At 61.2% G+C, this 23,464-nt stretch carries 17 protein-coding genes; 10 read left to right on the forward strand and 7 right to left on the reverse strand.

What is annotated here, in order from left to right:
* Positions 1-66: 66 nt before the first annotated feature.
* The 4 genes from I5L79_RS23585 to I5L79_RS02450 all read left to right on the forward strand — a co-directional run bounded on the left by I5L79_RS23585 (position 67) and on the right by I5L79_RS02450 (position 9,537).
* A complete protein-coding gene (locus tag I5L79_RS23585; RefSeq protein ID WP_196953423.1) occupies positions 67-2,091 on the forward strand; it encodes a DUF3858 domain-containing protein in 2,025 nt (674 codons plus the stop codon).
* Between the two features lie 35 nt (positions 2,092-2,126).
* The gene (locus tag I5L79_RS02440) at positions 2,127-4,139 is read left to right on the forward strand and encodes a DUF3857 domain-containing protein (RefSeq protein WP_196953424.1); all 2,013 of its coding nucleotides are present in this window, start codon (positions 2,127-2,129) and stop codon (positions 4,137-4,139) included.
* Between the two features lies 1 nt (position 4,140).
* Entirely contained in the window at positions 4,141-6,075 is a 1,935-nt protein-coding gene (locus tag I5L79_RS02445) for a DUF3857 domain-containing protein (RefSeq protein ID WP_196953425.1), read from the forward strand.
* A gap of 177 nt (positions 6,076-6,252) precedes the next feature.
* Positions 6,253-9,537 carry a reprolysin-like metallopeptidase gene (locus I5L79_RS02450; protein WP_196953426.1) on the forward strand — a complete coding sequence of 1,095 codons (3,285 nt, stop codon included), beginning with the start codon at positions 6,253-6,255 and terminating at the stop codon, positions 9,535-9,537.
* A gap of 15 nt (positions 9,538-9,552) precedes the next feature.
* Here I5L79_RS02450 and I5L79_RS02455 read toward each other — a convergent pair whose 3' ends face one another.
* Positions 9,553-11,691: a helix-hairpin-helix domain-containing protein gene (locus I5L79_RS02455; RefSeq protein WP_196953427.1), complete on the reverse strand. Its 2,139-nt coding sequence runs from the start codon at positions 11,689-11,691 to the stop codon at positions 9,553-9,555.
* 570 nt (positions 11,692-12,261) lie between these two features.
* Here I5L79_RS02455 and I5L79_RS02460 point away from each other — a divergent pair.
* The 3 genes from I5L79_RS02460 (at position 12,262) to I5L79_RS02470 (ending at position 14,119) form a co-directional block, all read left to right on the forward strand.
* Positions 12,262-12,429, forward strand: a complete 168-nt coding sequence (locus tag I5L79_RS02460) for a hypothetical protein (RefSeq protein WP_196953428.1) — start codon at positions 12,262-12,264, stop codon at positions 12,427-12,429.
* Positions 12,430-12,608: 179 nt separating this feature from the next.
* Positions 12,609-13,580, forward strand: coding sequence for a peptidase associated/transthyretin-like domain-containing protein (locus I5L79_RS02465; RefSeq protein WP_196953429.1), 972 nt, complete (start codon positions 12,609-12,611; stop codon positions 13,578-13,580).
* A 17-nt stretch (positions 13,581-13,597) separates the two neighbouring features.
* Positions 13,598-14,119, forward strand: coding sequence for a hypothetical protein (locus tag I5L79_RS02470; protein WP_196953430.1), 522 nt, complete (start codon positions 13,598-13,600; stop codon positions 14,117-14,119).
* A gap of 115 nt (positions 14,120-14,234) precedes the next feature.
* Here the strand turns inward: I5L79_RS02470 and I5L79_RS02475 are convergent, their stop codons facing one another.
* Complete coding sequence (locus I5L79_RS02475; RefSeq protein ID WP_196953431.1) at positions 14,235-15,116, reverse strand: PorV/PorQ family protein; 882 nt, start codon at positions 15,114-15,116, stop codon at positions 14,235-14,237.
* A 188-nt stretch (positions 15,117-15,304) separates the two neighbouring features.
* Between I5L79_RS02475 and yidD the strand changes: the two genes are divergently transcribed.
* The 3 genes from yidD to fbaA all read left to right on the forward strand — a co-directional run bounded on the left by yidD (position 15,305) and on the right by fbaA (position 17,862).
* Positions 15,305-15,526 (forward strand): membrane protein insertion efficiency factor YidD, encoded by a 222-nt coding sequence (gene yidD, locus I5L79_RS02480; RefSeq protein ID WP_196953432.1) that lies wholly within the window; start codon positions 15,305-15,307, stop codon positions 15,524-15,526.
* Positions 15,527-15,705: 179 nt separating this feature from the next.
* On the forward strand, positions 15,706-16,605 hold the full coding sequence (locus I5L79_RS02485) for an SdiA-regulated/phytase-like domain-containing protein (RefSeq protein ID WP_196953433.1): 900 nt from the start codon (positions 15,706-15,708) through the stop codon (positions 16,603-16,605).
* A gap of 171 nt (positions 16,606-16,776) precedes the next feature.
* On the forward strand, positions 16,777-17,862 hold the full coding sequence (gene fbaA / locus I5L79_RS02490) for a class II fructose-bisphosphate aldolase (RefSeq protein ID WP_196953434.1): 1,086 nt from the start codon (positions 16,777-16,779) through the stop codon (positions 17,860-17,862).
* Positions 17,863-18,045: 183 nt separating this feature from the next.
* On the opposite strand, the gene lgt is transcribed toward fbaA, so the two are convergent.
* The 5 genes from lgt to I5L79_RS02515 all read right to left on the reverse strand — a co-directional run bounded on the left by lgt (position 18,046) and on the right by I5L79_RS02515 (position 23,439).
* A complete protein-coding gene (lgt, locus tag I5L79_RS02495) occupies positions 18,046-18,999 on the reverse strand; it encodes a prolipoprotein diacylglyceryl transferase (protein ID WP_196953435.1) in 954 nt (317 codons plus the stop codon).
* A gap of 141 nt (positions 19,000-19,140) precedes the next feature.
* The gene (locus I5L79_RS02500; RefSeq protein ID WP_196953436.1) at positions 19,141-19,422 is read right to left on the reverse strand and encodes a hypothetical protein; all 282 of its coding nucleotides are present in this window, start codon (positions 19,420-19,422) and stop codon (positions 19,141-19,143) included.
* Positions 19,415-20,047 carry an RNA polymerase sigma factor gene (locus tag I5L79_RS02505; RefSeq protein WP_317191348.1) on the reverse strand — a complete coding sequence of 211 codons (633 nt, stop codon included), beginning with the start codon at positions 20,045-20,047 and terminating at the stop codon, positions 19,415-19,417. Before I5L79_RS02505 ends, I5L79_RS02500 begins: the two co-directional genes overlap by 8 nt.
* A 207-nt stretch (positions 20,048-20,254) precedes the next feature.
* Positions 20,255-22,189, reverse strand: coding sequence for an NAD(+) synthase (gene nadE, locus I5L79_RS02510; RefSeq protein WP_196953437.1), 1,935 nt, complete (start codon positions 22,187-22,189; stop codon positions 20,255-20,257).
* 80 nt (positions 22,190-22,269) lie between these two features.
* Positions 22,270-23,439 carry a metallophosphoesterase gene (locus tag I5L79_RS02515; protein WP_196953438.1) on the reverse strand — a complete coding sequence of 390 codons (1,170 nt, stop codon included), beginning with the start codon at positions 23,437-23,439 and terminating at the stop codon, positions 22,270-22,272.
* Between the last annotated feature and the right edge of the window lie 25 nt (positions 23,440-23,464).

A 23,464-nucleotide genomic window follows, 5' to 3' on the forward strand; every position in this document is an offset into this window, starting at 1 on the left:
CCAATAACAAGGCTGCCCTCAATTCTTTAGGAGTTTATCCTTTGTCTGATTTAAGTAATATTCCCGGTGATTATCAGAGCTTTTTCCCGCCGCTGGCAGTTCTCTCTTCTATGCCTGCTGGTGCTGGGCGCGCCCGTTGCGCTGGCCCAGGAAGCGCCCATCAAGTTCGGAAAAGTAACCGCCGCTGACTTTGTGGCCGCGCCCGCCGACTCCGCCGCGCCGGCCGTCATGCTCTGCGACTTCGGGCAGTCGAAAATCGTTGGCGGGCGCGAGGGGTTTCATCTGGAATTCGTGCGCACCGCCCGCCTGCTCATCCGGCGCAAGGCCGGCTACGAATGGGCGACCGTGGACGTGCCGCTTTACCGCAACGGCGAACAGGCAGAGCTCCTGAAAAACCTCAAGGGCCTCACCTATAACCTCGTGAACGGCAAGCTGGTGCAGGAGAAGATGGCCGACAATGCCATTTTCAAGGAAAACCAGGATAAAAACCACCTCCGCTACCGGTTCACGCTGCCCAACGTGCGGGAAGGCTCTATCATCGAGTTTACGTATACCGTGGAGTCGGACTTCCTGTTCAACCTGCAGAACTGGCAGTTTCAGCACACCATTCCCACCCACTGGAGCGAGTACCGCACCGTTATTCCGGCCTACTTCCGCTACAAGCAGATTACCCGCAGCTTCCTGCCCTTCGCCGTACAGGAAGAGAAGGCCGTGGGGTATTCGGCGACCTTTACGCAGCGCATACCGGGCACCGGCAGCACGGAGGACTACTCGATATCGACGCAGGCGCTAAGCAGCCGCTGGGCTATGCAGCATGTGCCTGCCCTGAACGAGGAGCCCTACATGACGGCCATGCGGGACTATTTCTCGTCGATAGAGTTTGAGCTGTCCTCTATTCAGTACCCCAACCAGGAGCCAAAGGATGTAGCCGCTACCTGGGAATCGATAGCGGACGACTTGCTGAAGGAAGAAAAGTTTGGGGCCGACCTCAAGCAGAAGCCGCTGCTGGCCGCCCAGCTGAGCGGCCTGAGTTTGCGCTACCCCGACCCCAGGGAAAGAGCGGCTGCGGTGGTAGCCATTGTGCAGAATTCCCTCAAGTACAACGGCGAGGAGCGGCTGTATTTCGAGAAAACGCTGGCCGACGCGGTAAAGCGGGGCTCGGGCAATGCGGCCGAAGTAAATATGCTGCTGGTGCAGAGCCTGCGCGCCGTCGGGCTGGAAGCCCACCCGCTTATTCTCAGCACCCGCTCCCACGGACATGTGCTGGAGTCGATGCCCGTGCTCAACAACTTCAACTACGTGGTAGCGCATATCAGCCTGGCCAACAACAAGGAGCTGCTGGCAGACGCTACGGAGCCGGTAGTGCCCGTGGGCATGCTTCCGCGCCGCTGCCTGAACGGGAAAGGCCGCCTGCTGAAGTCGCCCACCGAAAGCCGCTGGGTTTCGCTCACACCCCAGCACCAGCAGGTGCAGCTCTCTACCTCGGCGCTGGCCCTCCAGCCCAGCGGCGCCCTGAAAGGCACCACCCACTGGGAATGGAATGGCTACGAAGGCACCGCGGCCCGCATGACCGAGCCCAAGGAATTGGTTACCCAGTTGCAACATCAGTTGGGCGATGATACCACCCCGCCCTCCGCGGCCCAGTGGAAAAACCAGCAGGACCCTACCCTGCCGCTAAAGCTGGATCTGCCGCTGGCCCTGGATGGCGCCGACGATAAGCCCGCTACAATCTACCTTACGCCCCTGCTGCGCCTGGGCCTGAGCACCAACCCGTTCCGGTCGGAAAGCCGCTTTTTCCCGGTTGACTTTGGCGTTACCCGCGACGAAACGCACCAGCTCAGCATCACGCTCCCAGCGGGAATGGCCGTGGCGGAGAAGCCTCAGAGCCTTACCCTGGCCCTGCCCGAAAACGGCGGCAAGTTCTTCTTCAGCTGCACCCAGGAAGGCAATAAAGTGCAGTTTGTAAGCCGGCTGCAGCTAACCAAAGTGCAGTACAGCGCGGCGGAGTATACGGCTCTGCGGGAGTTCTACACCCGCATTGTGGCCAAGCATGCCGAGCCGCTGGTGCTCAGCACCGCCGCCCGTCCCTAGTCAGCAATTCTACCGTCACACCTACTTCTTCCTGTATGATACTACGTGTACTTTCTCTTACCGGCCTGGCCCTGAGCCTGGGTTTCGCGGCGGCCCAATCAGCCCACGCGCAGGCCGACCCCATTAAATTCGGCAAGCTCGAGCTGAAAGAATTTGACGCGAAAAACTTTGCGGCCGATACCGCCGCCGAAGCCGTGGTGATGGCCGATTACGGCCGGACGCACTTTGAGTATGCGCAGAACGACTTTAAAGTGGTGTTTGAACGCACCACGCGAATTAAAATTCTTAAAAAGTCGGGCTACGACTGGGCTACGGTTAAAATCCCCCTGTATAAGACCAACGGCAACGAAGAGCGGGTCGGCGGCCTGCGCGGCTTCACCTACAACCTGGTGAATGGCCAGCTGGTAAAGGAAAAGCTGGAGTCGACGGGCATATTTACGGAGCAGCAGGATGCCAACCGCTCCACCCGCAAGTTTACCCTGCCCAACGTGAAGGAAGGCTCCGTGGTGGAATACACCTACATGGTGTCGTCGGATTTCCTCTTCAACCTGCAGGACTGGCAGTTTCAGCGCTCCATTCCGGTGCGCTGGAGCGAGTACCGGGTCAGCATCCCGGAATATTTCGACTACCGCCTGTCGATGCAGGGCTACGAGCCCCTGGAAGTAAGCGAGCAGAGCTCCGGCACGGTTCAGTTTACGATACGGGACCGGAATGAAATGGAAACCGTAACCCCGTCCACCAAAATCTACCGCTGGGCCATGAAGGACGTGCCGGCTTTCCGCCAGGAGCCCTTCATTACCACGGTGCAGGATTACGTGGCCCGGGTCGATTTTGAGCTCAAAGGCACCCGCTTTCCCCAGCAGGGCTACACGCAGCAGATGGGCAGCTGGACCAAAATCAACTCGGAGCTGCTCACGGCCGACAACTTTGGCGCCCAGATCGGCCGTACCGGCTTTCTGAAAGCGGAAATGGCGGCCATCATGGCCAAGCACACCGAGCCCCTGGCCCGCGCGGCCGCCGTGCACCAGCTGGTGCGCACCAATATGCAGTACAACGACCACGACCGGATGTATAGCAACGGCGTGCGGAAGGCCTACGAGCTGCACAGCGGCACGGCCGCCGACATTAACCTGCTGCTGATTGGGCTGCTGCGCGACGCGGGCCTGACGGCCACGCCCGTTATCCTGAGCACCCGCGACAACGGCCGCCTGGACATAGCTTCGCCGATGGTGAGCCGCTGCAACTACGTGCTGGCAGCCGTGACGCTGCCCGGCCAAACCCAGCCCCTGCTGCTGGATGCCACCCAGAAGCAAGCCGACTTTGGCATGCTGCCGGAGCGCGTGCTCAACACCCAGGGCCATCTGGTAACCGAGAAAAACCTAGAAGACCACTGGCTGACTATCAGCTCGCCTCAGCGCTACGTGCACTTCCAGACGGCGCAGCTGCAGCTGGACAGCCGGGGCGGCTGGAAAGGCAAAATCCACGACGAGCGCGGCGGCTACCAGGCCCTCAACGCCCGGGCCACGCTGCAACGGCTGGGCGAGAAGAAGTACATCGAAACCACCTACATCAAAGGCAATGAAGGCTGGTCGGTGCCCAAGTACACGGTGCAGCAGGCCGATGCGCTGGCCAAGCCGCTGGCCATTGACATGGAAGTGGAGGTAGCCGGGGACAATGAGCCCGCGGGCACGATTTACCTCAGCCCCATGCAGAACTTTGGGGAAGATGAAAACCCGTTCCGCCTGGCCGACCGCCGCTTTCCGGTTGATTTTGGCGCCGGCCACGACGAGACGCTCATGCTGACCTTCACCCTGCCCGAAGGCTACGAAGTGGAAGAGCTGCCCAAAAACACGGCCGTATCCCTGCCCGACAACGGCGGCCGCTTCCAGTACCTGATAAACCCAACGGCGGGCGGCCTGCAGGTGGTGAGCCGCATTTCCTTTACCAAGGCCGCTTACTCGGCTGAGGAGTACGCCAGCCTGCGCGAGTTCTACAGCCTGATCGTGGCCAAGCACGCCGAGCGCATCGTCCTGAAAAAGAAATCCTAAGATGAAAGGCTTCTGCTTACTGCCCGCCGCGCTGCTGGCCGCTACGGCCGCCTGGGCCGGCGCTCCGCCCAAATACCCGGCCGCTACCATTCCCGAGGCCCTGCGCGAAAACGCCCACGCCGTGGTGCGCCTCTACGACCAGACGTTCACGGTGAAGTCGGCGGGGCAGGCGGTGAATACGCTGCGCTACGCCATTACCATTCTGGATGCCGACGGCGACGACTACGCCGTGGACCAGGTCGACTACGACAAGTTCAAGAGTATCAACTACCTGAAAGGCGCCGTGTACGATGCCGAGGGCAAGCTGCTGCGTACCTTGCGCTCCGCCGACGTGCGCGACGTGAGCATCACCTCCGATATCAGCATTGCCGAGGACAACCGCGCCCGCATTGCCAACCTGCAGCAGGGCCGCTACCCCTACACGGTGGAGTTCGAGGAGGAGTACACCACGTCCAACACCCTGTTTTACCCCGTCTGGATGCCCGTGCTGGCCACGCACCTGGGCGTGGAACAGTCGCAGTTTCGGGTGAAGATGCCCGCCAGCCTGCCGGCCCTCCGCTACCGCGAGGTAAACCTACCGGCGGGCAGCCAGGACAAGCAAACCACCGAAGGCAACTACACGGTGCACGCCTGGAGCATCGCCAATGTGCCGGCCTTCGAGCCTGAGTCGTACAGCCTGCCGCTGCGGGAGCTGCTGCCGGCCGTGTATACCGCCCCGGCCACCTTCGAGGTGCAGAACCACGCCGGCGACCTGACGTCCTGGGAAGGATTCGGCAAGTGGGAGTACCAGCTGAACGAAGGCCGGGGCGAGCTGCCGGCCACCCAGCTTACGCGCATGCAGGAACTGGCCCAACGCGTGCCCGACGTGCGCGAGCGGGTGCGGCAGGTGTACGAGTATCTGCAGGCCAATACCCGCTACATTTCCATTCAGCTGGGCCTGGGCGGCTGGCAGACGATTCCGGCCACCGAGGTAGCGGCCAAAGGCTACGGCGACTGCAAAGCCCTGTCGAACTACGGCATGGCTTTGCTGAAAGCGGCCGGCGTGCCCGCCTACTGCGCCCTGGCCGGGGCCGACCGCCCGGACATCCGGACGGACTTTCCCAGCAACCAGTTCAACCACATGATCTTGTGCGTGCCCCTGCAACAGGCTGCCCGCGTCGATACCGTGTGGCTGGAATGCACGTCGCAAACTACGCCCTTCAACTACCTGAGCGACTTTACGGCCGGGCGCCACGTGCTGCTGCTCACGCCGGCGGGCGGCAAGCTGGTGCGCACCCCGGTGTACAAAGCCACCGACAACACCCAGTTCCGCCGGGCCGAGCTGCGCCTCGATGAGCAGGGCAACGCCACCGCCACGGTGCGCACCCGCACGGCCGCTCTGCAGCAGGACGATCTGGCCCAGGTGTTTCACAACCTCACGCCCGATGACCAGAAAAAGCGCGCCTACCGTCAGATTTCCGTACCCAGCTTCACCATCAGCCGCTACACCCTCAAGACCGGGGCCACGCTGCCGGTACCGGTGATGGTGGAAAACCTGGAGCTGAGTTTGCCCCGCTACGCCACCGTGAGCGGCAAGCGGGTGTTTGTGGTGCCCAACGTGCTCAACCAATCGGGGGCGCCGGCGCCGCAGCTGGGCGAGCGGAAAACGGACGTGTGGCAGAGCTTTGCCTACCTCGATGCCGATACCGTGCAGCTGAAAACCCCGGCTGGCTTCCGGCCCGAAAACTTACCGGCCCCCGTGCAGGTTTCCACGGCGTTCGGCACGTACTCGGCCCAGCATCAGGCCCTGCCCGACGGTACCATTCAGTATATTCGTCGGTTGCAGATGAACCGGGGGCGCTTTCCCAAGGCCGACTACCCCGCTTACCTGGATTTTCGCCGCCGCATCAATAAAGCCGACAAAACTCCGTTGGTGTTCCTGAAAAACGACGTCTGAGGGCTTTGCCGCCAGCTTGCCACAGCGTTGTTCCAGCCCATTTCTCCTCGTGAGAAATGGGCTGGTTTATTTTTGGTCCGCTTCGTCGGCTACCCAAGCTGATTGCCGGAATACCCGGCAGGAAAATCAGGGCTAATTCCGTACTTTCAAGGCCCTCTTGCTACTGGCCTGCTGCTGATGCTTTTTTCTGCTTTCTATTCGTCTCCCCGGCGCGCTGTACGGCGGCTGGCCGGGGCCGGTGCGCTGCTGTTGCTGAGCGTATCCGCCTCCCACGCCCAGCGGGTGCTGTGGGCCGATGCACCATCGGCCGCGGCCGTTAGTCACCCGGTGGTGCAGCGTTTGGGCAGCTACCGGCCCGTGAACGTACAGCTGACGGCCCTGCGCCAGGTGCTGGCCGCCGCACCCTCGGCGGAAACCGCCGCGCGCCGCAGCTCAGCCGCTACCGTTATAGCCCTGCCATTGCCCAACGGCACGTCCGGCCGCTTCCAGCTGACGACGGTGCCGGTGCTGCCCGCCGCGCTGGCAGCCCGCTTTCCGCAGATAGTCACCTACGCCGGCCAGGGCATCGACGACCCCACGGCCACCGTGCGGCTGGATGTAACGCCCGCGGGCCTGCACGCCCAGATTCTGTCGGCCTCCGGCACGGTGTACATCGACCCGGCCGGCGCGGCCACCCACGTGGTGTACGACCGTTCGACCCTGACCGGTGCAGCCCCGGTGTGCTACGCAACGGGTAGCCGCGCTACCACCCAGCCCCGGACGGCCCGGCCCCAGGCCACCGGCGAGCAGCTCCGCACCTACCGCATTGCCGTGGCCTGCACCGGGGAATATGCGCGGGTAAAAGGCGGCACCGTAGCGGGCGCGCTGGCGGGCATTACTACCTCTATCAACCGGGTAAGCGGCATCTACGAAAGAGAACTGGCCATCCGCCTGCAGCTGGTCGACAACGAAGAAACGCTCATTTACCTCGACCCGGCCACGGACCCGTATTCCAACGAAGTGGACGACGCGGCCCTGAACACCAACCAGCGCATCATCGACGAAAAAATCGGGGCCGCCAGCTACGATATCGGCCACCTGTTCTGCACCGCCGATGGGGGGCTGGCCTCGATGGCCGTGGTCTGCGAAAACGGCTACAAAGCCCAAGGCGGAACCGGCCTGCCCAACCCCTCCGGCGACGCCTTCGATGTGGACTTCGTGGCCCACGAAATCGGCCATCAGTTTGGAGCCAGTCATACCTTCAACGGCACGGCGGGCAACTGCGCGGGCGGCAACCGCGAAAGCACTACGGCCTATGAGCCGGGCAGCGGTACCACCATTATGGCCTACGCGGGCATCTGCGCCCCCCAGAACCTGCAGGCCAACTCCGACCCCTATTTCCACGCTATCAGTCTGGACGAAATCAGCACGTTTACGGCCTCGGGCTCGGGTAGTGCCTGCCCGGCTCTTACCAGCACGGCCAACCACGCGCCCACGGCCTCGGCCGGCAGCCGCTACGTGCTGCCCATCGGCACCCCGTTTACGCTTACCGGCGCGGGCTCCGACGTGGATGGCAACATCCTGACGTACTGCTGGGAACAGTTCGACAAGGGCGCCGCCGGCGCGCCTACCGCGCCCCGCGGTAGTGCGCCTATTTTCCGGTCCTTTGCTCCAACGACCAGCCCAACCCGCACGTTTCCGAACCTCGCCGACCTGCTGAGCAATACCACGCGCGTAGGGGAAGTGCTGCCTTCCTACGCCCGGCGGATGGTTTTTCGGCTCACTACCCGCGACAACCGGGGCGGCTTCGCCGCCGACACTGTGCTGCTGCCCGTAGTCAGTACGGCCGGCCCGTTTCTGGTGACGGAGCCCGCCGCCGCGCAGACGTGGCTGGCGGGCGCTCCGCAGCGCGTTGCCTGGGACGTGGCCCGCACCAATCAGGCTCCCATTAACACGCAGCTGGTGGATATCCTGCTTTCCACCGACGGGGGCCAGACCTTCCCCATCACGCTGGCGGCCGGCACACCCAACGACGGCGCCCAGCTGGTTACCATTCCGGCCAATACGCCAGCCACTATGCAGGCCCGCATCAAAGTGGCGGCCGTGGGCAACATCTATTTCGATATTTCAAACCAGAACAGCACGATTGAGGTGCCAACTGCCGCTACGTTTGCCCTGAGCCGCGGGGGCGAAAGTGCCGAATTATCGTCCTGCCCCGGCACTACTATCACGACCAATCTGGTACTGACGGCGCTGCAGGGCTTCTCGGGTGGCATCACGCTAGCGGCCAGCGGGCTGCCGGCAGGCGCCACGGCCAGCTTTTCGCCCGCCAGCGTCGCGTCCTTCGGCCCGGTCCAGCTCACGCTCACCACGCCGGCTTCCCTCGCTACGGGCACCTATTCGGCCACCATAACCGCCACCGCTGGCAGCCAGACCCGCACCCAGACCTTCAGCTTTCGGATTCTGACGGCCGTTACCGCCGCGCCTGCCCTGAAGGCCCCGGCCACCAGCGCCACCAGCGTGTCGGATCTGCCCGTATTCAATTGGTCGGCTGTTGCCAATGCTACCAGCTACGAGCTCCAGGTAGCGACGGAAGCGACCTTCGCGCAGCCCGTTTTTACGCAGGCGGGTATCAGCGGCACCAGTTTCACGCTGCCCACGGCGCTTACGGCCGGCACCACGTATTTCTGGCGCGCGCGGGGCAACAACGCCTCGTGCAGTAATGGCCCTTTTTCGGAGGCTGCCAGCTTCAGCGTCGGTACCATTGACTGTCAGACGTTCGTCAGCACGGATGTGCCCAAGGTGCTGGGCGCGGCGGCGGTAGCCACGGTTTCCTCTACCGTGGTGGTTGAAAGCGCCGACAAAGTGGCGGATGTGAATGTGCGCAACCTGGCCATTACCTATCCCGATGTATCGGAGTTGATTGTGGCGCTTACCTCCCCCACCGGGCAGCGCGTGGTGTTGGCTACCGGAGCCTGCGCCGGTACCAGTGGCGTGCAGGTTTCCTTCGACGATCAGGCCACGGCCGCCGTGGCCTGTCCGCTCTCCAGCAATGCCAGCGCTAAGCCTGCCAACCCGCTTTCTGCCCTGCAGGGCCTCTCCGCCAACGGCACCTGGACGCTGACGGTGCAGGACCAAAGCAACACGCTGGGCGGCAGCCTGCAGGCCTGGACGCTGGAGCTATGCACCATCCGCAACACGGCCACAGCCACCACCACGGCCAGCGCGCTGGCGGGCGTATCGGTTTTCCCGAACCCCGGCCCCGGCGAGTTCCAGCTTTTGCTCGATAACGCCCGGCGTGGCACGGTGCAGGTACAGGTGCTTGATGCCGTAGGGCGCGAAATCAGCCGCGAAACTTTTGCTAAGCCTGGCACCCGCGTGCAGCGCCCTCTGCTGCTCCTGGCCCAGCCAGCCGGCCTCTACCTGGTGCGCGTACAGATTGACAAGGCCGCCCCAGTCACGCTTCGACTGACGAAGCTGTAAGCAACGGTACCGTAGCTAGAAGCGGTAGCGCAGCTGGGCTTTCACCTCGGAGCGCTCCGGCCCCTGAATTTCCTCCAACCCTGAGCCCACGGTGGCTACGTCGCGGAAGCGGGTGGTGGCGTAGCGCACCCAGAGCGTGAGGTGACGGCTCAGGCGGCCCTCGGCCAGCAAGTACATGCGCGTGCCCCGCCCGTAGAGGCCCGGCACCGAAAACGCGTACAGCACGTCCTGCTCAAACACATACTGGCGGGTGTCGTAGTCGTCGGTATCGAAGAGAGCGTAGCGGGCCGTGAGGCGCAGCGGGCGGCCGATGGCCACGGAAGCGTCCTGCGCCAGCAGAAAGCCGGTGCGCCAAGGCCCCTCGGCCTCGCGGTAGCGGGTGCCCTGCACGCGGGTACGCAGGCTGAAGATGGGCGTCACATCGGCGTTGTAGTAGCCTAGGATGCTGCGGCGCACGGTGGGCTCGGGTAGCGGCAGCAGGCGCGAGGGGTCGGTGTCGAAGTCGTAGGGCTTTACGCGGGTGCGCACCTGCACGTAGAGGGTGCTGGTCTTGGTGGGCGCAAACGTGAGCCGCGCCAGCCAGTCGTGGCCCTGGGAAGGAGCCCCGACCCGGTATTTCAGCCACGGAAACCGAAACTGGTCGTAGTACGCCGACAGCTCCCAGCGCGCCACGGGCCGCACTTTCAGCCCCATGTACAGGCCGGTTTCGTTGATGTTGCGGGTGTTTTCGCTGAGGGCATTGCCGTAGAACGTGTGAAAGTCCCGGTCGTAGTGGCGGTAGAGCACCGAGGCATCCACGTTCGAGGCCAGACTCACGAGCAGGCCGTTGATGGTGCCGAGGCCGCCGCTGGCCGAGCGGGCCGTTTCGCCGAAGAAGTTCACGTTACCGCGCCCGTAGCTGTAATTTACGCTCACGGCCGTATTAGTACGTCCCCGAAACTCGTAGGCATTGTACAGTTCCGGCTGGCGCTGCAACGCTTTATCATAAACCGTATGCACGGCCGTTAGGCCCGCCGTGAAGCTACCGTCACGGTTGGCGTAGTTTAGGTTGCCGCCCCCGATGGTTTCGCGCAGCTGCTTGCGGTTGGCCAGTTCCGAGGCCGTGCGGTGAAAGCCCGTGAGCAGCACGCCTGAGGAAAACTCATCGAACTCGGCCAGGGTATCGGTAGCGGCCTGCACGTTGGCATCCACCCGCTTGCGGGAGCCGAACACCGTGGCCTGCAGGCCCCGCGCCATCGTTACGGTAGCCGCCGCGCCCCGGAAAAACGTGCTTTCCAGCACTGAGGAATACGGCCGCACGCCCAGGGAGCTGCGCCGCAGGGAAGTAATGGTTTCGGCCCCCTTACCCACCTGCAGCCCCGAGGACAGCAGCAAGCCCTGCCCAAACTGCAACTGGTAGTCGCCCAGAGCCAGGGTTTTCAGCCGGCCCCGCTCCTGCACCACGAAATGCGCCGAAAGGTAGTCGGCGCCGTAGCGACGGGCGGCGGGGTTCCACACGAACTGCTCGCCGGCATCCTTCTCAGCTACGAACCCCAGGCTGAAGTCGCGGGTGTGGCTGGTGCGGTAGCGGATCAGGAGCTTATCGGGGGAGCCCAGGTAGCGGCTGCTGAGGCCGCCGCTGCTGGTTGTATCGGGGGCGGTGTAGCCCTGGCGCTGCTGCAGCACCCGCTCGTAGCGAATGAACAGAGCATTGTTGTCTTCCTGCAGAATGCGCTGCCAGAGCGGACCGCGGGTGCCGTTGGGGTTCACGTTCACCACCGTCACGAAGGGGGCCACGCGGTAGATGGCGCGCAGATCCAGTCCCGGAATCGTCTGGAGCTCATAAATGCTAAGCAGCGGCCCGAACTCCTGGCGGTGCTGTAGCAGGGCGGCAATCTGGGACTCGGAAAGCAGCAGCAGGGACCGAAGCTCCTCGGCCGTGGCCGTGTTCAGGTTGAGGGGCGTCTGGTAGAGCTGTACCAGGGTTTCGTAGAGGTCTTCGTAGGGTACCTGGTCGCTCTGGGGCTCGGCAAACAGCTCCTGCATCAGCTTGTCGAGGTCGGGCTGAGGCCGCATGTATTCCTGGGCCTGGGTTTGCGTGGCCCCGCTCAGTAGCAGCAACGTTCCCAGGCAAAAAAGGTAGTGGCTAAAGCCCAGCGTAACGTTCAGTATCATAGCGAGCCAGCTATTACATGAGTAGCGGCACCGGCACCCTGTCCGTTGCCTAAGCCTGCAACCGATAAGAAGAGTTGCCCACGAGTTTGAGGGGCTGCCAAAGCCGCTGCCACATTCAAGTACATGGGTATTGTAGTGTATAGTTTAGCCACAGCAGGAAGGTAACAGACTCTTCTTCCTGGCACAAGCTACACCCAGCAATATTTTGCTACAACGCCGCTGATTTAGAATAGGTAAGGTACTAAAGTGGCCGACACTCCCCTCTCAACTCTTCTGACAATATAATATGTGAATATAACATGATTATTTATAAAATACTTCACAAATTTTATCTTCCATGTCTATTGATATCAGACACAAGCAACACCCTAAGATAGCCACTAATATTGTTCTTTTCGTATAATTTATAATTAGTATTATCCTATCAAAGAACAACTATTCATCTTTGTCGCCGGGACGTTGCCCAATTAGGCTGGCCAGCTACAAACAACTGCGGTTGCCGAAAAGCATATAGAGTAGGCATATTTGTTAATCCCGTGTTAAGTGAAAAAACTCTCCAAATTTCTTCTCGTGACTACGCTTGCCTTAGCTGGCATTCTTGGGTCGGCTGCCGGCGACAAAGCGGTTGCTAACATCTTCCCGCACTCCGTAACGAGTGACTGCATCAACGGCGAAATCTGGCATTATGATGTTGGTTGGTTTGGTCAGATTCGCAATGAAATCATCATCAAGTGCTAACTAAATAGGTGCTGAGCGTTGGCACGGCTGCTCTCCGTTGATACAGGGACGCCCACGACAAGCTACTTTTACCTGTCGTCATCAGCCAACGCTATACAGCCTTTTCGCACTGGCCTCCTCTGCTCCAGAGGGGGCCAGTGTACCAGCTGACTTTCCGGGTGTTTCTTACTTTGTTGTATATGCTCTTTTATATTCACTTGCTCTGGTTAGCAACCTTCATCGGGGGCCAGCCTACTGGCCATGCGTACCATGCCGTTGTGGTAGACGCCCTTTCGGGACAGCCTTTGCGGGGCGTGCGGGTAGAAAATACCCAAGCACCTACGCCCTTCGGAGCGCTTACTACAGATGCTGATGGCCATTTTGCTATAACCCTGGCACCCGTGCATTTGCGCTTGCAACTACTTGGCTATGCACCTCTCGAGGTACATCGGGCCGCTTACTCCGCCGAGCGCCCCGACACCCTGCGCCTGACGCAACAGGCCTTTATGCTCGAAGCCGTTACGGTACACCCCGAAAAGGTGGTCACGCTTTCAACGGTGCTGGCAAGAGGCCCTCGAATGACACGCAGCCTGAACCCCGGACAAGCTGTGGCTATGCTGTTGCTGCCTCCCACCTCTGCTGCCCCAACCGCGCAGCCCTACTACCTGGACCAAGTGCGGTTGTTTGTGGCCAACCAGCCCACGGAAGGTCGCCTGCGTATCCGGCTGCTGCAAGCCCGCCCGGACTCGAGTGGCCGGCCCACTCCGCTTGGCCCTGACCTGCTGCCCCAACCGTTGGAATATGGTCCCGGCCAGTTGGCAGAGCTTCGGCGCGGTCAGTTAGTGCTGGATATAAGCAAATACGGGCGTCAGTTGCCACCGGCAGGCTTATTTGTGGTAGTGGAATGCCTGCCCACCAATCCCGCCGACCAAGTGGTTTCTTACGCTCTTCCGAAGGGCGGGAAAGGCAATATCAAAATATTGCTTTCGCCCTCTCCGGCCGATGCAAGTGCAACCCACGAAGTGGAAGCTAATGCGTATCCCACGCTGCAAGGCCAACGCCTGAAGGGCAGCAATGCTACCTGGTCGCGGCTGGATGCTACTCGGCCCTGGAAGCAATATGCGGGCATCACCACCAATATCCGGGCCGAGCTGACGGTTTTTACGCAGTAACCTGATTTGTCTTTGTTATGAAAACACTCTACGAAACCATCCTGCTTTACGCCGCCCTGCTTGGTATATTGCTGCTAGGCATTTTTGTGGGCTGTAGCGCCACGGGCAACTCGCTATACCAGGAGCCACTAACGTACATTTTTGCCCTGATGGCCGGCGTAGTGCTCGTTTTACTGCTGTTTTACCGTGCCCTGAGCCCAGTGTTGAGGGAAGGCGAAGGCACCGCCGTTTGGTACCTGAAACGGGGCCTCGTAGTGGGCCTGGTTGGCTTGCTGCTCGCCACGCTCTGTGTAAATGTGTACGCCTACCAGTTCGACGACTACTTTCCGCGACGTATGCGCTGGCAGGAACGGCAGCTTGACCACTGGAATCCGCCGCCCCAGATCAGACAGGAACTGTTGCAGGATGCCCAGGACTACGAAACCTATCATTATGAGGAAGTGGCCCTGCTGCTATGCGGCGGAGTAGCGGTGTTACTCGGTGCTGGTGGCTTGCTGCCCTTCTTCATGAATTACGATAAACGGGCCGCTCGGGCATAGCCAGTAATTACTAGAGAAGCGTGCTTGAAAATTGCCACCCTTCAGCCAGCATCCGCTTCTTGAAACAGGACGAGAACCAAGGCTAACAAATTCTCCCCTTTAACCTCCAAACCGGCTAAGGCTGCGCCGGAACGGCGGGGGCCGCAGGAGAATCCAGCCGGAACACCGCCGTGAGAAACTGACTTAGCCCCAGCGACGAGTGCCAGGCAGCGGCGTAGTCGAAGCGGAAGCGGCCGGCCCGCAGCCCGGCACCGCCCGTTACCTGCTCCGACAAACCCAGCACCCCCGCCCGCAAGGCCAGGGCCGGCAGGGCCTGGTATTCCAGCCCGCCCCGAAACTCGGCACCGCGGTCCAGGTCCTTTTCCACTTCTGCGTTCAGCATTACTTTATCGGTGGGGCGGTACGAGAGGCCGGCGCGCAGTACTGTGGGCACGCGCTCATCTTCGTAGGAAGCCAGCCTGGCTTGGTTGAGGTTGTAGAGGAAGGCCCCGAAAACCAGCCGCCGGGGCAGCAGCTCGGCCTGGGCACCCACCGAAGCAGCCACAGCCCGCTGGCTGCCCAGTCCCTCCAGACTCACCTGCAGCATATCTACCCGGGCACCCACGCTCATTACGCCGGTGCGGTAGGCATAGCCGGCGGCCACGCGCTGCTCGTTGTAGAGCTTGTCGCCGAAGCGCTGAAGGGTGACGCCCACCACGCCGTAGCGACCGGCCGCATTATCAGTAGTGGCACGCCCCAAGGGTGCAGCGGCGGCCAGCGTTGCGGTAGATAGGGCCCGCGTCAGAAACCGGTTTTCGGCGGCCACGCCAATTTCCAGGCGGTTCAGGGAGCCCAGGCCAGCCACGTTGTTGCTTAGCGCCCATACATCGGCGAGCGTGGCGGCGGCCTGGCCCATGCCCGCCGCCCGAGCCCCGACTACCCCGGGTCCGCTGCCCTGGGCGTGGGCCCAGCCTGCCATCAACATACAATAACTCACTGATAAGTATATTTTTCGCATAGCTGGAAGGTAGCAGGCGGCCGGGCTTTGCGCAAGGGCCATAGCGCAATAATTTTCTATAGTCTATGTATTTACTTGACCGTTGGTGAGCGCAAGAATTCAACCTTAGGCAACTTGTTCCTTTGCTGATTGAGGGCGCTTACTTCTCGCGAAAACCACGCCCCTCCTTTCCGGTTCTGCTTCTGATTATGGCTTTTCTGTTTCGCCACCTGCTGCTGGCTCTTATCTGGGTTTACCGCCGCCTGATTTCACCGCTTACGCCGGCCAGCTGCCGCTTTACGCCCACCTGCTCGGCCTATGCGGCCGAGGCCGTGCAGAAGTACGGCCCCTGGCGCGGCGGCCGGCTGGCGTTGCGCCGCATCGGGCGCTGCCACCCCTGGGGGGGGCACGGCTACGACCCGGTTCCCTGAGGTGAGATAGTGAGCTGGTGAAATGGTAAGTGCTGCTCTAAGGCAATAGCAGCGCCGCTGGAACGTCAAATCCACCAGCTCACTATTTTACTATTTCACCGCTTCCCCGTATAAGAAGTTGACTTGCTGTGGTGGCCCGTGGCTGCCGCAGCTTTTTTTCAGCATTTACTGCACTTATTATGCGTCTGACAGTTCTTACCTCGGCCCTGGCAGGGCTGTTGCTTACCAGTAGCTGCTCCGAAGCTCAAACACCGGGCGAAACAGAGAAAAAATCAGCCGAAAAAGGCAAAAAAAGCGGCAAGAAGGGCAAAAAAGACAAAACCAATGCGCCCGTGGCCGACTTGCAGCGCCTGGGCCAGCTCAGCGGCGGCGTACCCGAAAGCTCGGGGCTGGCCCGCGGCCCCCGGCCCGGCACGTTCTACACCCACGCCGATGCGGGCAATGCCCCGGTGCTGTTTGAAATCGACGCTCAGGGCAAGCTGCTCAACAGCCTCAAGCTTTCTTCGGCAGAAAACACCGACTGGGAAAGCCTAGCCCAGGACAACAGCGGCAACCTCTTCGTGACGGATGCCGGCAACAACAACAACAGCCGCCGCGACCTGGTCATCTACCGCCTCAACCCCTCCCGGCCGCAACAGGTGGAACGCATCAGCTTTGCCTACGCTGACCAGAGCGAGTTTCCGCCTACCAAAGCCGACCGCAACTTCGACTGCGAGGCTTCTTTGTGGCACAACGGGCAGCTTTATCTGTTCACCAAAGACCGCGCCCAGCACAGCACCAGCAAAGTGTACACCCTCCCCGATCAGCCCGGTAAGCATACGGCTAAGCTGCTGAGCAGGATCGCCATCAGCGGAGAGGTAACCGGCGCCGACCTTAGCCCCGATGGGCGCCTGCTGGCACTGCTGGGCCGGGAGCAGCTGTTCCTGCTGGAAGGCAACAGCCTGGAAGATGCCCTCAAATCCACCCCCAAAGTAATTTCGCTGAACGGCGCGGGCCAGACGGAAGGCGTTGTTTTCACCGACAATTCTACACTCATTATCAGCACCGAGCAGGGTACCCTGTATCAGTATAAGCTGTAAAAAACCTGGCTTGGAGTTTACTTTTTCGGCCCGCAGCGGTTTACTAGCCGGTAGAAACTCCATCTATCTGGGTAGAAAGCTGCTGCGGGCCGCGCTTTTTTCCTATCATTGACCCCTGATTCATCACCCTGGCGCGGGCCTCACCGGAGGCAGCGCCGCATTGCCTTCCCTATGGCTGACCAAACCCTTACCGGCCTGCGCGCCGGCGTGCTGCACGGCGACGAAGTGCAGCAGCTTTTCGAACACGCAAAAGCCAATGGCTACGCGCTGCCTGCCGTGAACGTGACCGGCACCGATACGGTAAACGCCGTGCTGGAAGCCGCCCGCGACCTGAACTCGCCCGTTATCATTCAGTTCTCGAATGGCGGTGCGCAGTTTTTTGCCGGCAAAGGCCTGCCCAACGACAAGCAGCAAGCCAGCATTGCGGGCGGCATCTCGGGTGCCCACCACGTACACCTGATGGCCGAGGCTTACGGGGTACCCGTGATTCTGCACACCGACCACGCCGCCAAAAAGCTGCTGCCCTGGATTGACGGCCTGCTCGATGCCGGCGAGAAATACTACGCCGAGCACGGCCAGCCTCTGTTCAGCTCCCACATGCTCGACCTTTCGGAGGAGCCGATTGAGGAGAACATCGAAGTCTGCAAGAAGTACCTGGAGCGCATGGCCAAAATCGGCATGACGCTGGAAATTGAGCTGGGCGTAACCGGCGGCGAGGAAGACGGCGTGGACAACTCCGACGTGGACTCCTCCAAGCTCTACACCCAGCCTTCGGAAGTGGCGTATGCCTACGAGGAGCTGAGCAAGGTAAGCCCACGCTTTACCATTGCCGCCGCTTTCGGCAACGTGCACGGCGTATACAAGCCCGGCAACGTGAAACTGCAGCCCGTTATCCTGAAGAACTCCCAGGACTTCGTGAAGGAGAAATATGGCCTGGAAGCTGAGCGGCCCATCAATTTCGTGTTCCACGGCGGCTCGGGCTCCTCGCAGGAGGAAATCCGCGAGGCCATCAGCTACGGGGCCATCAAAATGAACATCGACACGGACCTGCAGTGGGCGTTCTGGGACGGTATTCGCGGGTACTACCAGAAAAACGAAGGCTTCCTGCAAAGCCAGATCGGCAACCCTACCGGCGAAGACTCGCCCAACAAAAAGTACTACGACCCACGCGTGTGGCTGCGTGCCGGTGAGCAGACCTTCGTTACCCGCCTCAAGTCGGCCTTCGAAGACCTCAACGCCAAAAACCGCCGCTTCTAACAACGACGAGAACCACGGATTCGCGCGGATTTTTCGGATTTCACGGATTTTGTGGACGGCGCAATCAATGCTTTTCAACGACTGAGCAACAAAAAAGCCTCGCAGATTGCGGGGCTTTTTTGTTGCTGGACTTACGACTACAAAATCCGTGAAATCCGAAAAATCCGCGCGAATCCGTGGTTCCTACTCCCGCACGGCGTATCCATAGCGGTTGTTGGGGTCTTTGCCGGCGCGCAGCAGTACCCACAGGCCCACCACAATCAGCGGCAGGCTCAGCAGCTGGCCCATATTCAGGGACATGCCTTTCTCGAAGCTGACCTGCTCTTCTTTCAGGAACTCCACCAGGAACCGGAAGGAGAACAGCAGCACCACAAACAGCCCGAATAGCAGCCCGCGCGGGGTACGGTCCTTGTACTTGTTCCAGAGCCCGTAGAGCAGCACGTACAGGAATACGCAGAACAACGACTCGTAAATCTGCGTGGGGTGGCGCGGCACCGCTACTTCCGAAGCGGCGGCCACGGCAGCCCCGGCGGGCGACGTTTCGATGCTCGTCGTGTTGTCGCGGTTTTGGATGCGGCGTACCAGCACCGAGCCAGCCGGCACCGTCTGGCCGGGGTTGGCCTGCTGCAGGTGCTCCGTGTCGCGGGGGAATACAAAGGCCCAGGGCACATCCGTAGGCCGGCCCACGATTTCAGAGTTCATCAGGTTACCCAGACGGATGCAGGCCCCGCCCACGGCCACTACAATTACAATCCGGTCGAGCACCCAGAGGTAATCGAACTTGTTGCGGCGGCTGAACAGCCACACGGCTAGCAAAATGCCCAGCGTAGCGCCGTGGCTGGCTAGGCCGCCTTCCCAGATCTTGAAGATTTCCAGGAAGTGCTCCGAGGTGAGGTAATACTCCGGGGAGTAAAAGAGCACGTGGCCCAGACGCGCGCCCAGCACCGTGCCCGCAATCATGTAGATGGTAATGACATCAACCCACCGCTCACTTACCCGCTCGGCTTTGTAGATATGCGTGAGAATAAACGAGCCAAACACGAAGCCCAACGCAAACAGCACGCCGTACCAGCGCAAGGTTAGCGGCCCCAGATGGGCAATGATGGGCGACACGTCCCAGGTAACGAAAGCAAGCATAGAGGGCATGGTTACGAAAAAGAAGAAGGGTTCAAAGGTAGTCAGACATTCGGCTTAGCGCTTTTCCAACGGCGTATTAGCGCACAAGCCGTTTAGGCCGAAGCGTAGCCAATCAGCCAACTAGCGAGTTGGCATCAAGTGCTACCGGCCATGAAGCGGCGCTTCTGGCGTTGCGTTGCGCTCGGCCGACGGCAAGGCTGCTCCGTCTCCGCTCAGCAGCAGCACAATGCCCAGCATCACGGCGTAAGCAGGCCAGCGTACCCAGGTGCGTTGCGGCCGGTGTTCTGACGTTTTGCTGATGAGGCGGGCACGCACCCGGCTGTAAAAGTACGGGCGGGGTTGCGGTGCGGGCTGCTCGCGCCATTGGCGCAGCAGGTCTTCCCATTCCTCATCGGCAGGTAGGCGTGGAGCTGAATCAGACATGGCGCAGGGAAGGTTGAAGGTGAGTGCGAAGCGTTTTCCGGGCACGAAACAGCAATGACTCGACGGCCGGCACGGTAGTATTGAGTACGGCGGCTATTTCCTCGTAGCTGAGCTCTTGCTCGTGGCGCAACGTGAAAGCCACCTGTTGCTGGTCGGAGAGGCGGGCAATGTGCGCCAGCAGTAGCTCTACTTGCTGCTGGCCTTCCATTTGTGCTTGCGGGTGTGCACTGTCTGCCGGCTCGGATATCAACTGGTTGTCGAAACCCAATAGACTTGTGAAATAGGCAAAGCGTTTCCGTGCCTGGGCCCGCCGCCGGTGCTTCAGGGCGCGCGAAGTGGCCAGCCGGTAAAGCCAGGTGCTGAGTGCGGCTTCGCCCCGAAACCGGCCAATGGTTTGATACACTTCCACGAAGACCTCCTGAGCGACATCTTCGGCCTCTTCCGGCGACCGTAGCAACGCCAGCACCGTGCGGTAGATGCGGTTCTGGTACCGCTCTACTAAGGTCCGAAATGCCGCTTCGCTACCCGCCTGCAACTGCGCTACCAACTCCGCATCAGCTGAAATAATGGCCGGCTGCTCAAAAAGCGTAGGCTGATGCGTAGCGGGCAGCGGAAGAGTGTACACTAGTGAAGCGGAAACGGAAAAATAGTAAAAGGTACCCGGTCAGTCTTCGGCGGCTGCCGCAAGTCCTAGGGTCACGCAAGCTTAGGCCCGATTAGCCCAAAAAACTTGCGCCAACCGGGCCAATTATTCCGCAATGTATTGGCAATGAGCTGTGTTATTTCAGCAAAGTACCGCACCTACAACGGCTGGCAATAACCTCCCAAACTGCTACAGTGCGTTCAGCTCCTGGGTGTAGCCCCCGCTCAAGATGGGGAAGCGCAGCCAGGAGCGCGGGTCCACGTTGTAGTCGTCGAGGTGGAAGCTGGGGGCGTACCGCTCGCGCTTCCACTGGTTGCGGCTCCAGAGCGAGTAGAAGCGCTTCACGTAGGTTTTGAGTTGCTCGGCATCGGCGGCGGGGTCTTCCTGCACCAGCGTAGCCAGTACCTGGCGCGGGCTGAGCCGGTCGTAGAAGGCCAACCGCTCGATGCGGTTGAGCAGCACGTAGGGCATCAGGTCCCGCTCGTCGGTTTGCTTTTCTTCGAGGGGGCGCAGCTCGGCGGTGGGCTGCAGGCTGTTCACATGGCGCAGGGCGGGGTAATTCAACTCGGTTTCGGCCCAGCGCAGCCATTTCTTCACGAAGTCCTTATCCACGCCCGCAATGGGCGAGATGGAGCCGGCCGTGTCGCCATCCATGGTGCAGTAGCCCACGCTGGCCTCCGAGCGGTTGGAGGTGGTGATGAGCAGGCAGTTCTGCACGTTGGCCAGCAGCCAGATGGCCGGGGCGCGCACCCGGGCCTGGATGTTTTGCAAAGCCAGGTCGTCGGTCTTCCACGTCAGGGGCCGACCAATGGCCTGCTCGATCTTGCCCGTGTAGCCGGTCACCTCCGCGTCGATTTCCCAGTTGTAGAACACGGCGCCCAGCGAGTCAGCCAGTTCTTTGGCGGAGTTGAAGGTGTCGTCGGACGAGTTGACGGTGCCTTGGTAGGCGCAGGTGAGCAGCCGCGCCATTAGCTGTTGGTTGATGGTCTTTTGGTGCTGGCTGGGGTCCGTCAGGGATGCGTCCTTCGGGCCGGGCGCGTTCTGGTCGGGCACGGGAGCAACGGGGCCGGCCAACTGCTGGATTTCCTCGGCCGTGAAGCAGCCCGAGCGGCGCATAAACTCCGCCGTGCCCAGCTCCGTCGTGCCCAGCCGCACCATTTCGGCTACGGCTACGGCACACAGGCAGGAGTCGGCGCCGCCGCTGAGGCTCAGCACGAAGCCCCGGCTGCGGGCCTTGCGCAGGTAGTCAAACAGGGCCAGGCTGAGCGCCTGATTCAGTTCCCGGTATTCATCGGGGGCGGGTAATAGGGCAATGGTTTCGGCCGGCGCCAGTTCCTGGGTGAAGTCCACGTCCACGCACTCCATGTCCACTTCCTTGAAGCTCATGAGCTGGTTGCGCAGCAGCAGGTGGCCGTGGCGGGCCACCAAAATTTCGCCGTCGTAGGTGATGCGGCCGGCTTCGTTGCCCAGCAGGTTGGCGTAGAGGTACGTGCAGCGGAAGTTGCGGGAAGCCTCCGTCACGAGGTGGTAGCGCACGTCGGTTTTGCTCATGGCAAAGTGCGAGGCCGAGGGATTTACGATCAGCTGCACCCGGTCGACGAGACGGCAGGCGGGCCGCACGTCGTCGGGCCGCCAAGCATCCTCACAGATTTCGAAGCCGAATTTCACGCCCTGGTGCTCGAAAATCATATCCCCGAGCGTCCACTCCTCCCCTTTCCACGGCACGGTGGTGGTTTCGCCGGCGGGCCAGGCATGGAAAAAGCGCGGCTCATAGTGCACGCCGTCGTTGGCCAGAAACTGCTTGGCCGCGAAACCCAGAATCTGCCCGTCGCGCAGCACCGCAGCCGTATTGTAGGTGCGGTGATTCAGCCGCACCGGCAGGCCCACTACCACGCAGATGCCCTGCGTCCAGGGCCGGATCAGCTGCAGGTGCTCCAACGCAGCCTCGGGCAGCCAGTCGCTCAAAAACAAGTCTTCGCAGCCGTAGCCCGTCAGACACAGCTCGGGCAGGCAGAGCAGCTCCACGCCGGCGGCCTGGGCCTGCTCAATGGCTTCGCGGATATTCCGCAGGTTGTGGGTCCAGTCGAAGGGGATTTGGTTGAGGGCGGCGCCGGCTATTCGCATGGTGGGAAGCAAAGGTTGGTCCCACAAAGCAACTGCATTTCGGCGGATTGGGTTGCGCGGCCCCGAAGAACAGTCCGGCTTTACTTCAACGGGCTTTTCTGTCCCTGGCTGTCTATGATGGTCAGCTGGCCTTTTTCCAGCCATAGGGCTTGTACCGGGCGGCCGGCAGCCGTGTGCTCCTGGTGCGGTAGGTCAATAGCTACTACTTTGCCATCATACAGCGTACTGATGTGTTCGACCGGCGTGTGCCCGATGACGACTCGCGAAGCTGTGTAGAGTTGCATCAGCTGCGCTACGTGCGCCGCCGAAGCTTCCTGTTGCGCCAGCCCGCGGTACCAGTCGGGGCTGCTCGGGGGCTGCGTCACCTGCTTCTCCAGCGCCGTGAGGGCCGCAACGGGTTTGTCGAGGCTGATCCGGGCCAGGTCATTGAGCTTTGTCAGGGGTAGTTTTTGCATCACTACCTCCGGGCCGATGCCGCCGTGAACAAACAGCGTAGTCCCAATTTTTTCGACGACGTTCTTTGTGCGCAGCCACCGCCCCAGCACGGTTGAGCGCGTGTACCATTGGTTGTACGGTACGCCCAGCGTATCGGCATTCACGCGGTATTTTCGGCGCACGTACTTGAAGTGCTCCGTCATGTTCATCCGTTCGTGGTTGCCCAGAATGAAATGGACCTTGCCCCCGGCCTGCTCGGCTTCCTGCTCCAGCTTGTAGATAAGCCACAAGCATTCCGTTACGTTGAGGCCGCGGTCAAAAAAGTCCCCAACCAGCACCAAGTGGCCCCGGCCGAACTGCCAGTTGAGTTTGTCGTTTACTACCCCGGCGCCACGCAACAGGGCCTGAAAGCCTTTGAAGTTGCCTTCGATGTCGGAAACAGCCAGCAGCTTTTCCGGCTCGGCGTACGTATCGGCCGGCACCTGATTTTCCGACCGCAGCGGTACCTGAAACTCCTGGCTGGTTTCGTCGGCAAAGCACGTCACCAAGGTGGCAGCGCCGGGGCGGAGCGTATCGGTCAGCAGCACCAGGGAGCCACCACGGGGGGCAATGCGGCTGCTGATCAGCAGGCTATCCTGGTAAAACACCAAAGGGCCGTCAGCCGCAAAGCCCGACTTGTCGCTCTTAGGGCCCTTAACCGACCAGCCGGGTAGAAAATACAGCTTATCAATAGCGCCCGTAGCAATCAGGCCAATGCCGCCAAGCACATAAACCACATAAAGCAAAAGCGTGCCCAGCAGTATTTTTTTGAGCATAAGGGTTATTTCATGCTGAGCCCAG

Source organism: Hymenobacter guriensis, from assembly GCF_015773195.1.
Classification (GTDB): Bacteria; Bacteroidota; Bacteroidia; order Cytophagales; family Hymenobacteraceae; genus Hymenobacter; species Hymenobacter guriensis.

Excerpts from the sequence above, each read along its gene's own strand:
- I5L79_RS02500 (WP_196953436.1), bottom strand. The coding sequence starts at position 19,422 with ATGTCTGATTCAGCTCCACGCCTACCTGCCGATGAGGAATGGGAAGAC.
- I5L79_RS02450 (WP_196953426.1), top strand. The coding sequence starts at position 6,253 with ATGCTTTTTTCTGCTTTCTATTCGTCTCCCCGGCGCGCTGTACGGCGG.
- I5L79_RS02470 (WP_196953430.1), top strand. The coding sequence starts at position 13,598 with ATGAAAACACTCTACGAAACCATCCTGCTTTACGCCGCCCTGCTTGGT.
- I5L79_RS02455 (WP_196953427.1), bottom strand. The coding sequence starts at position 11,691 with ATGATACTGAACGTTACGCTGGGCTTTAGCCACTACCTTTTTTGCCTG.
- nadE (WP_196953437.1), bottom strand. The coding sequence starts at position 22,189 with ATGCGAATAGCCGGCGCCGCCCTCAACCAAATCCCCTTCGACTGGACC.
- lgt (WP_196953435.1), bottom strand. The coding sequence starts at position 18,999 with ATGCTTGCTTTCGTTACCTGGGACGTGTCGCCCATCATTGCCCATCTG.
- I5L79_RS02485 (WP_196953433.1), top strand. The coding sequence starts at position 15,706 with ATGCGTCTGACAGTTCTTACCTCGGCCCTGGCAGGGCTGTTGCTTACC.
- I5L79_RS02465 (WP_196953429.1), top strand. The coding sequence starts at position 12,609 with ATGCTCTTTTATATTCACTTGCTCTGGTTAGCAACCTTCATCGGGGGC.
- I5L79_RS02515 (WP_196953438.1), bottom strand. The coding sequence starts at position 23,439 with ATGCTCAAAAAAATACTGCTGGGCACGCTTTTGCTTTATGTGGTTTAT.
- I5L79_RS02440 (WP_196953424.1), top strand. The coding sequence starts at position 2,127 with ATGATACTACGTGTACTTTCTCTTACCGGCCTGGCCCTGAGCCTGGGT.
- I5L79_RS02445 (WP_196953425.1), top strand. The coding sequence starts at position 4,141 with ATGAAAGGCTTCTGCTTACTGCCCGCCGCGCTGCTGGCCGCTACGGCC.
- fbaA (WP_196953434.1), top strand. The coding sequence starts at position 16,777 with ATGGCTGACCAAACCCTTACCGGCCTGCGCGCCGGCGTGCTGCACGGC.
- I5L79_RS02475 (WP_196953431.1), bottom strand. The coding sequence starts at position 15,116 with ATGCGAAAAATATACTTATCAGTGAGTTATTGTATGTTGATGGCAGGC.
- yidD (WP_196953432.1), top strand. The coding sequence starts at position 15,305 with ATGGCTTTTCTGTTTCGCCACCTGCTGCTGGCTCTTATCTGGGTTTAC.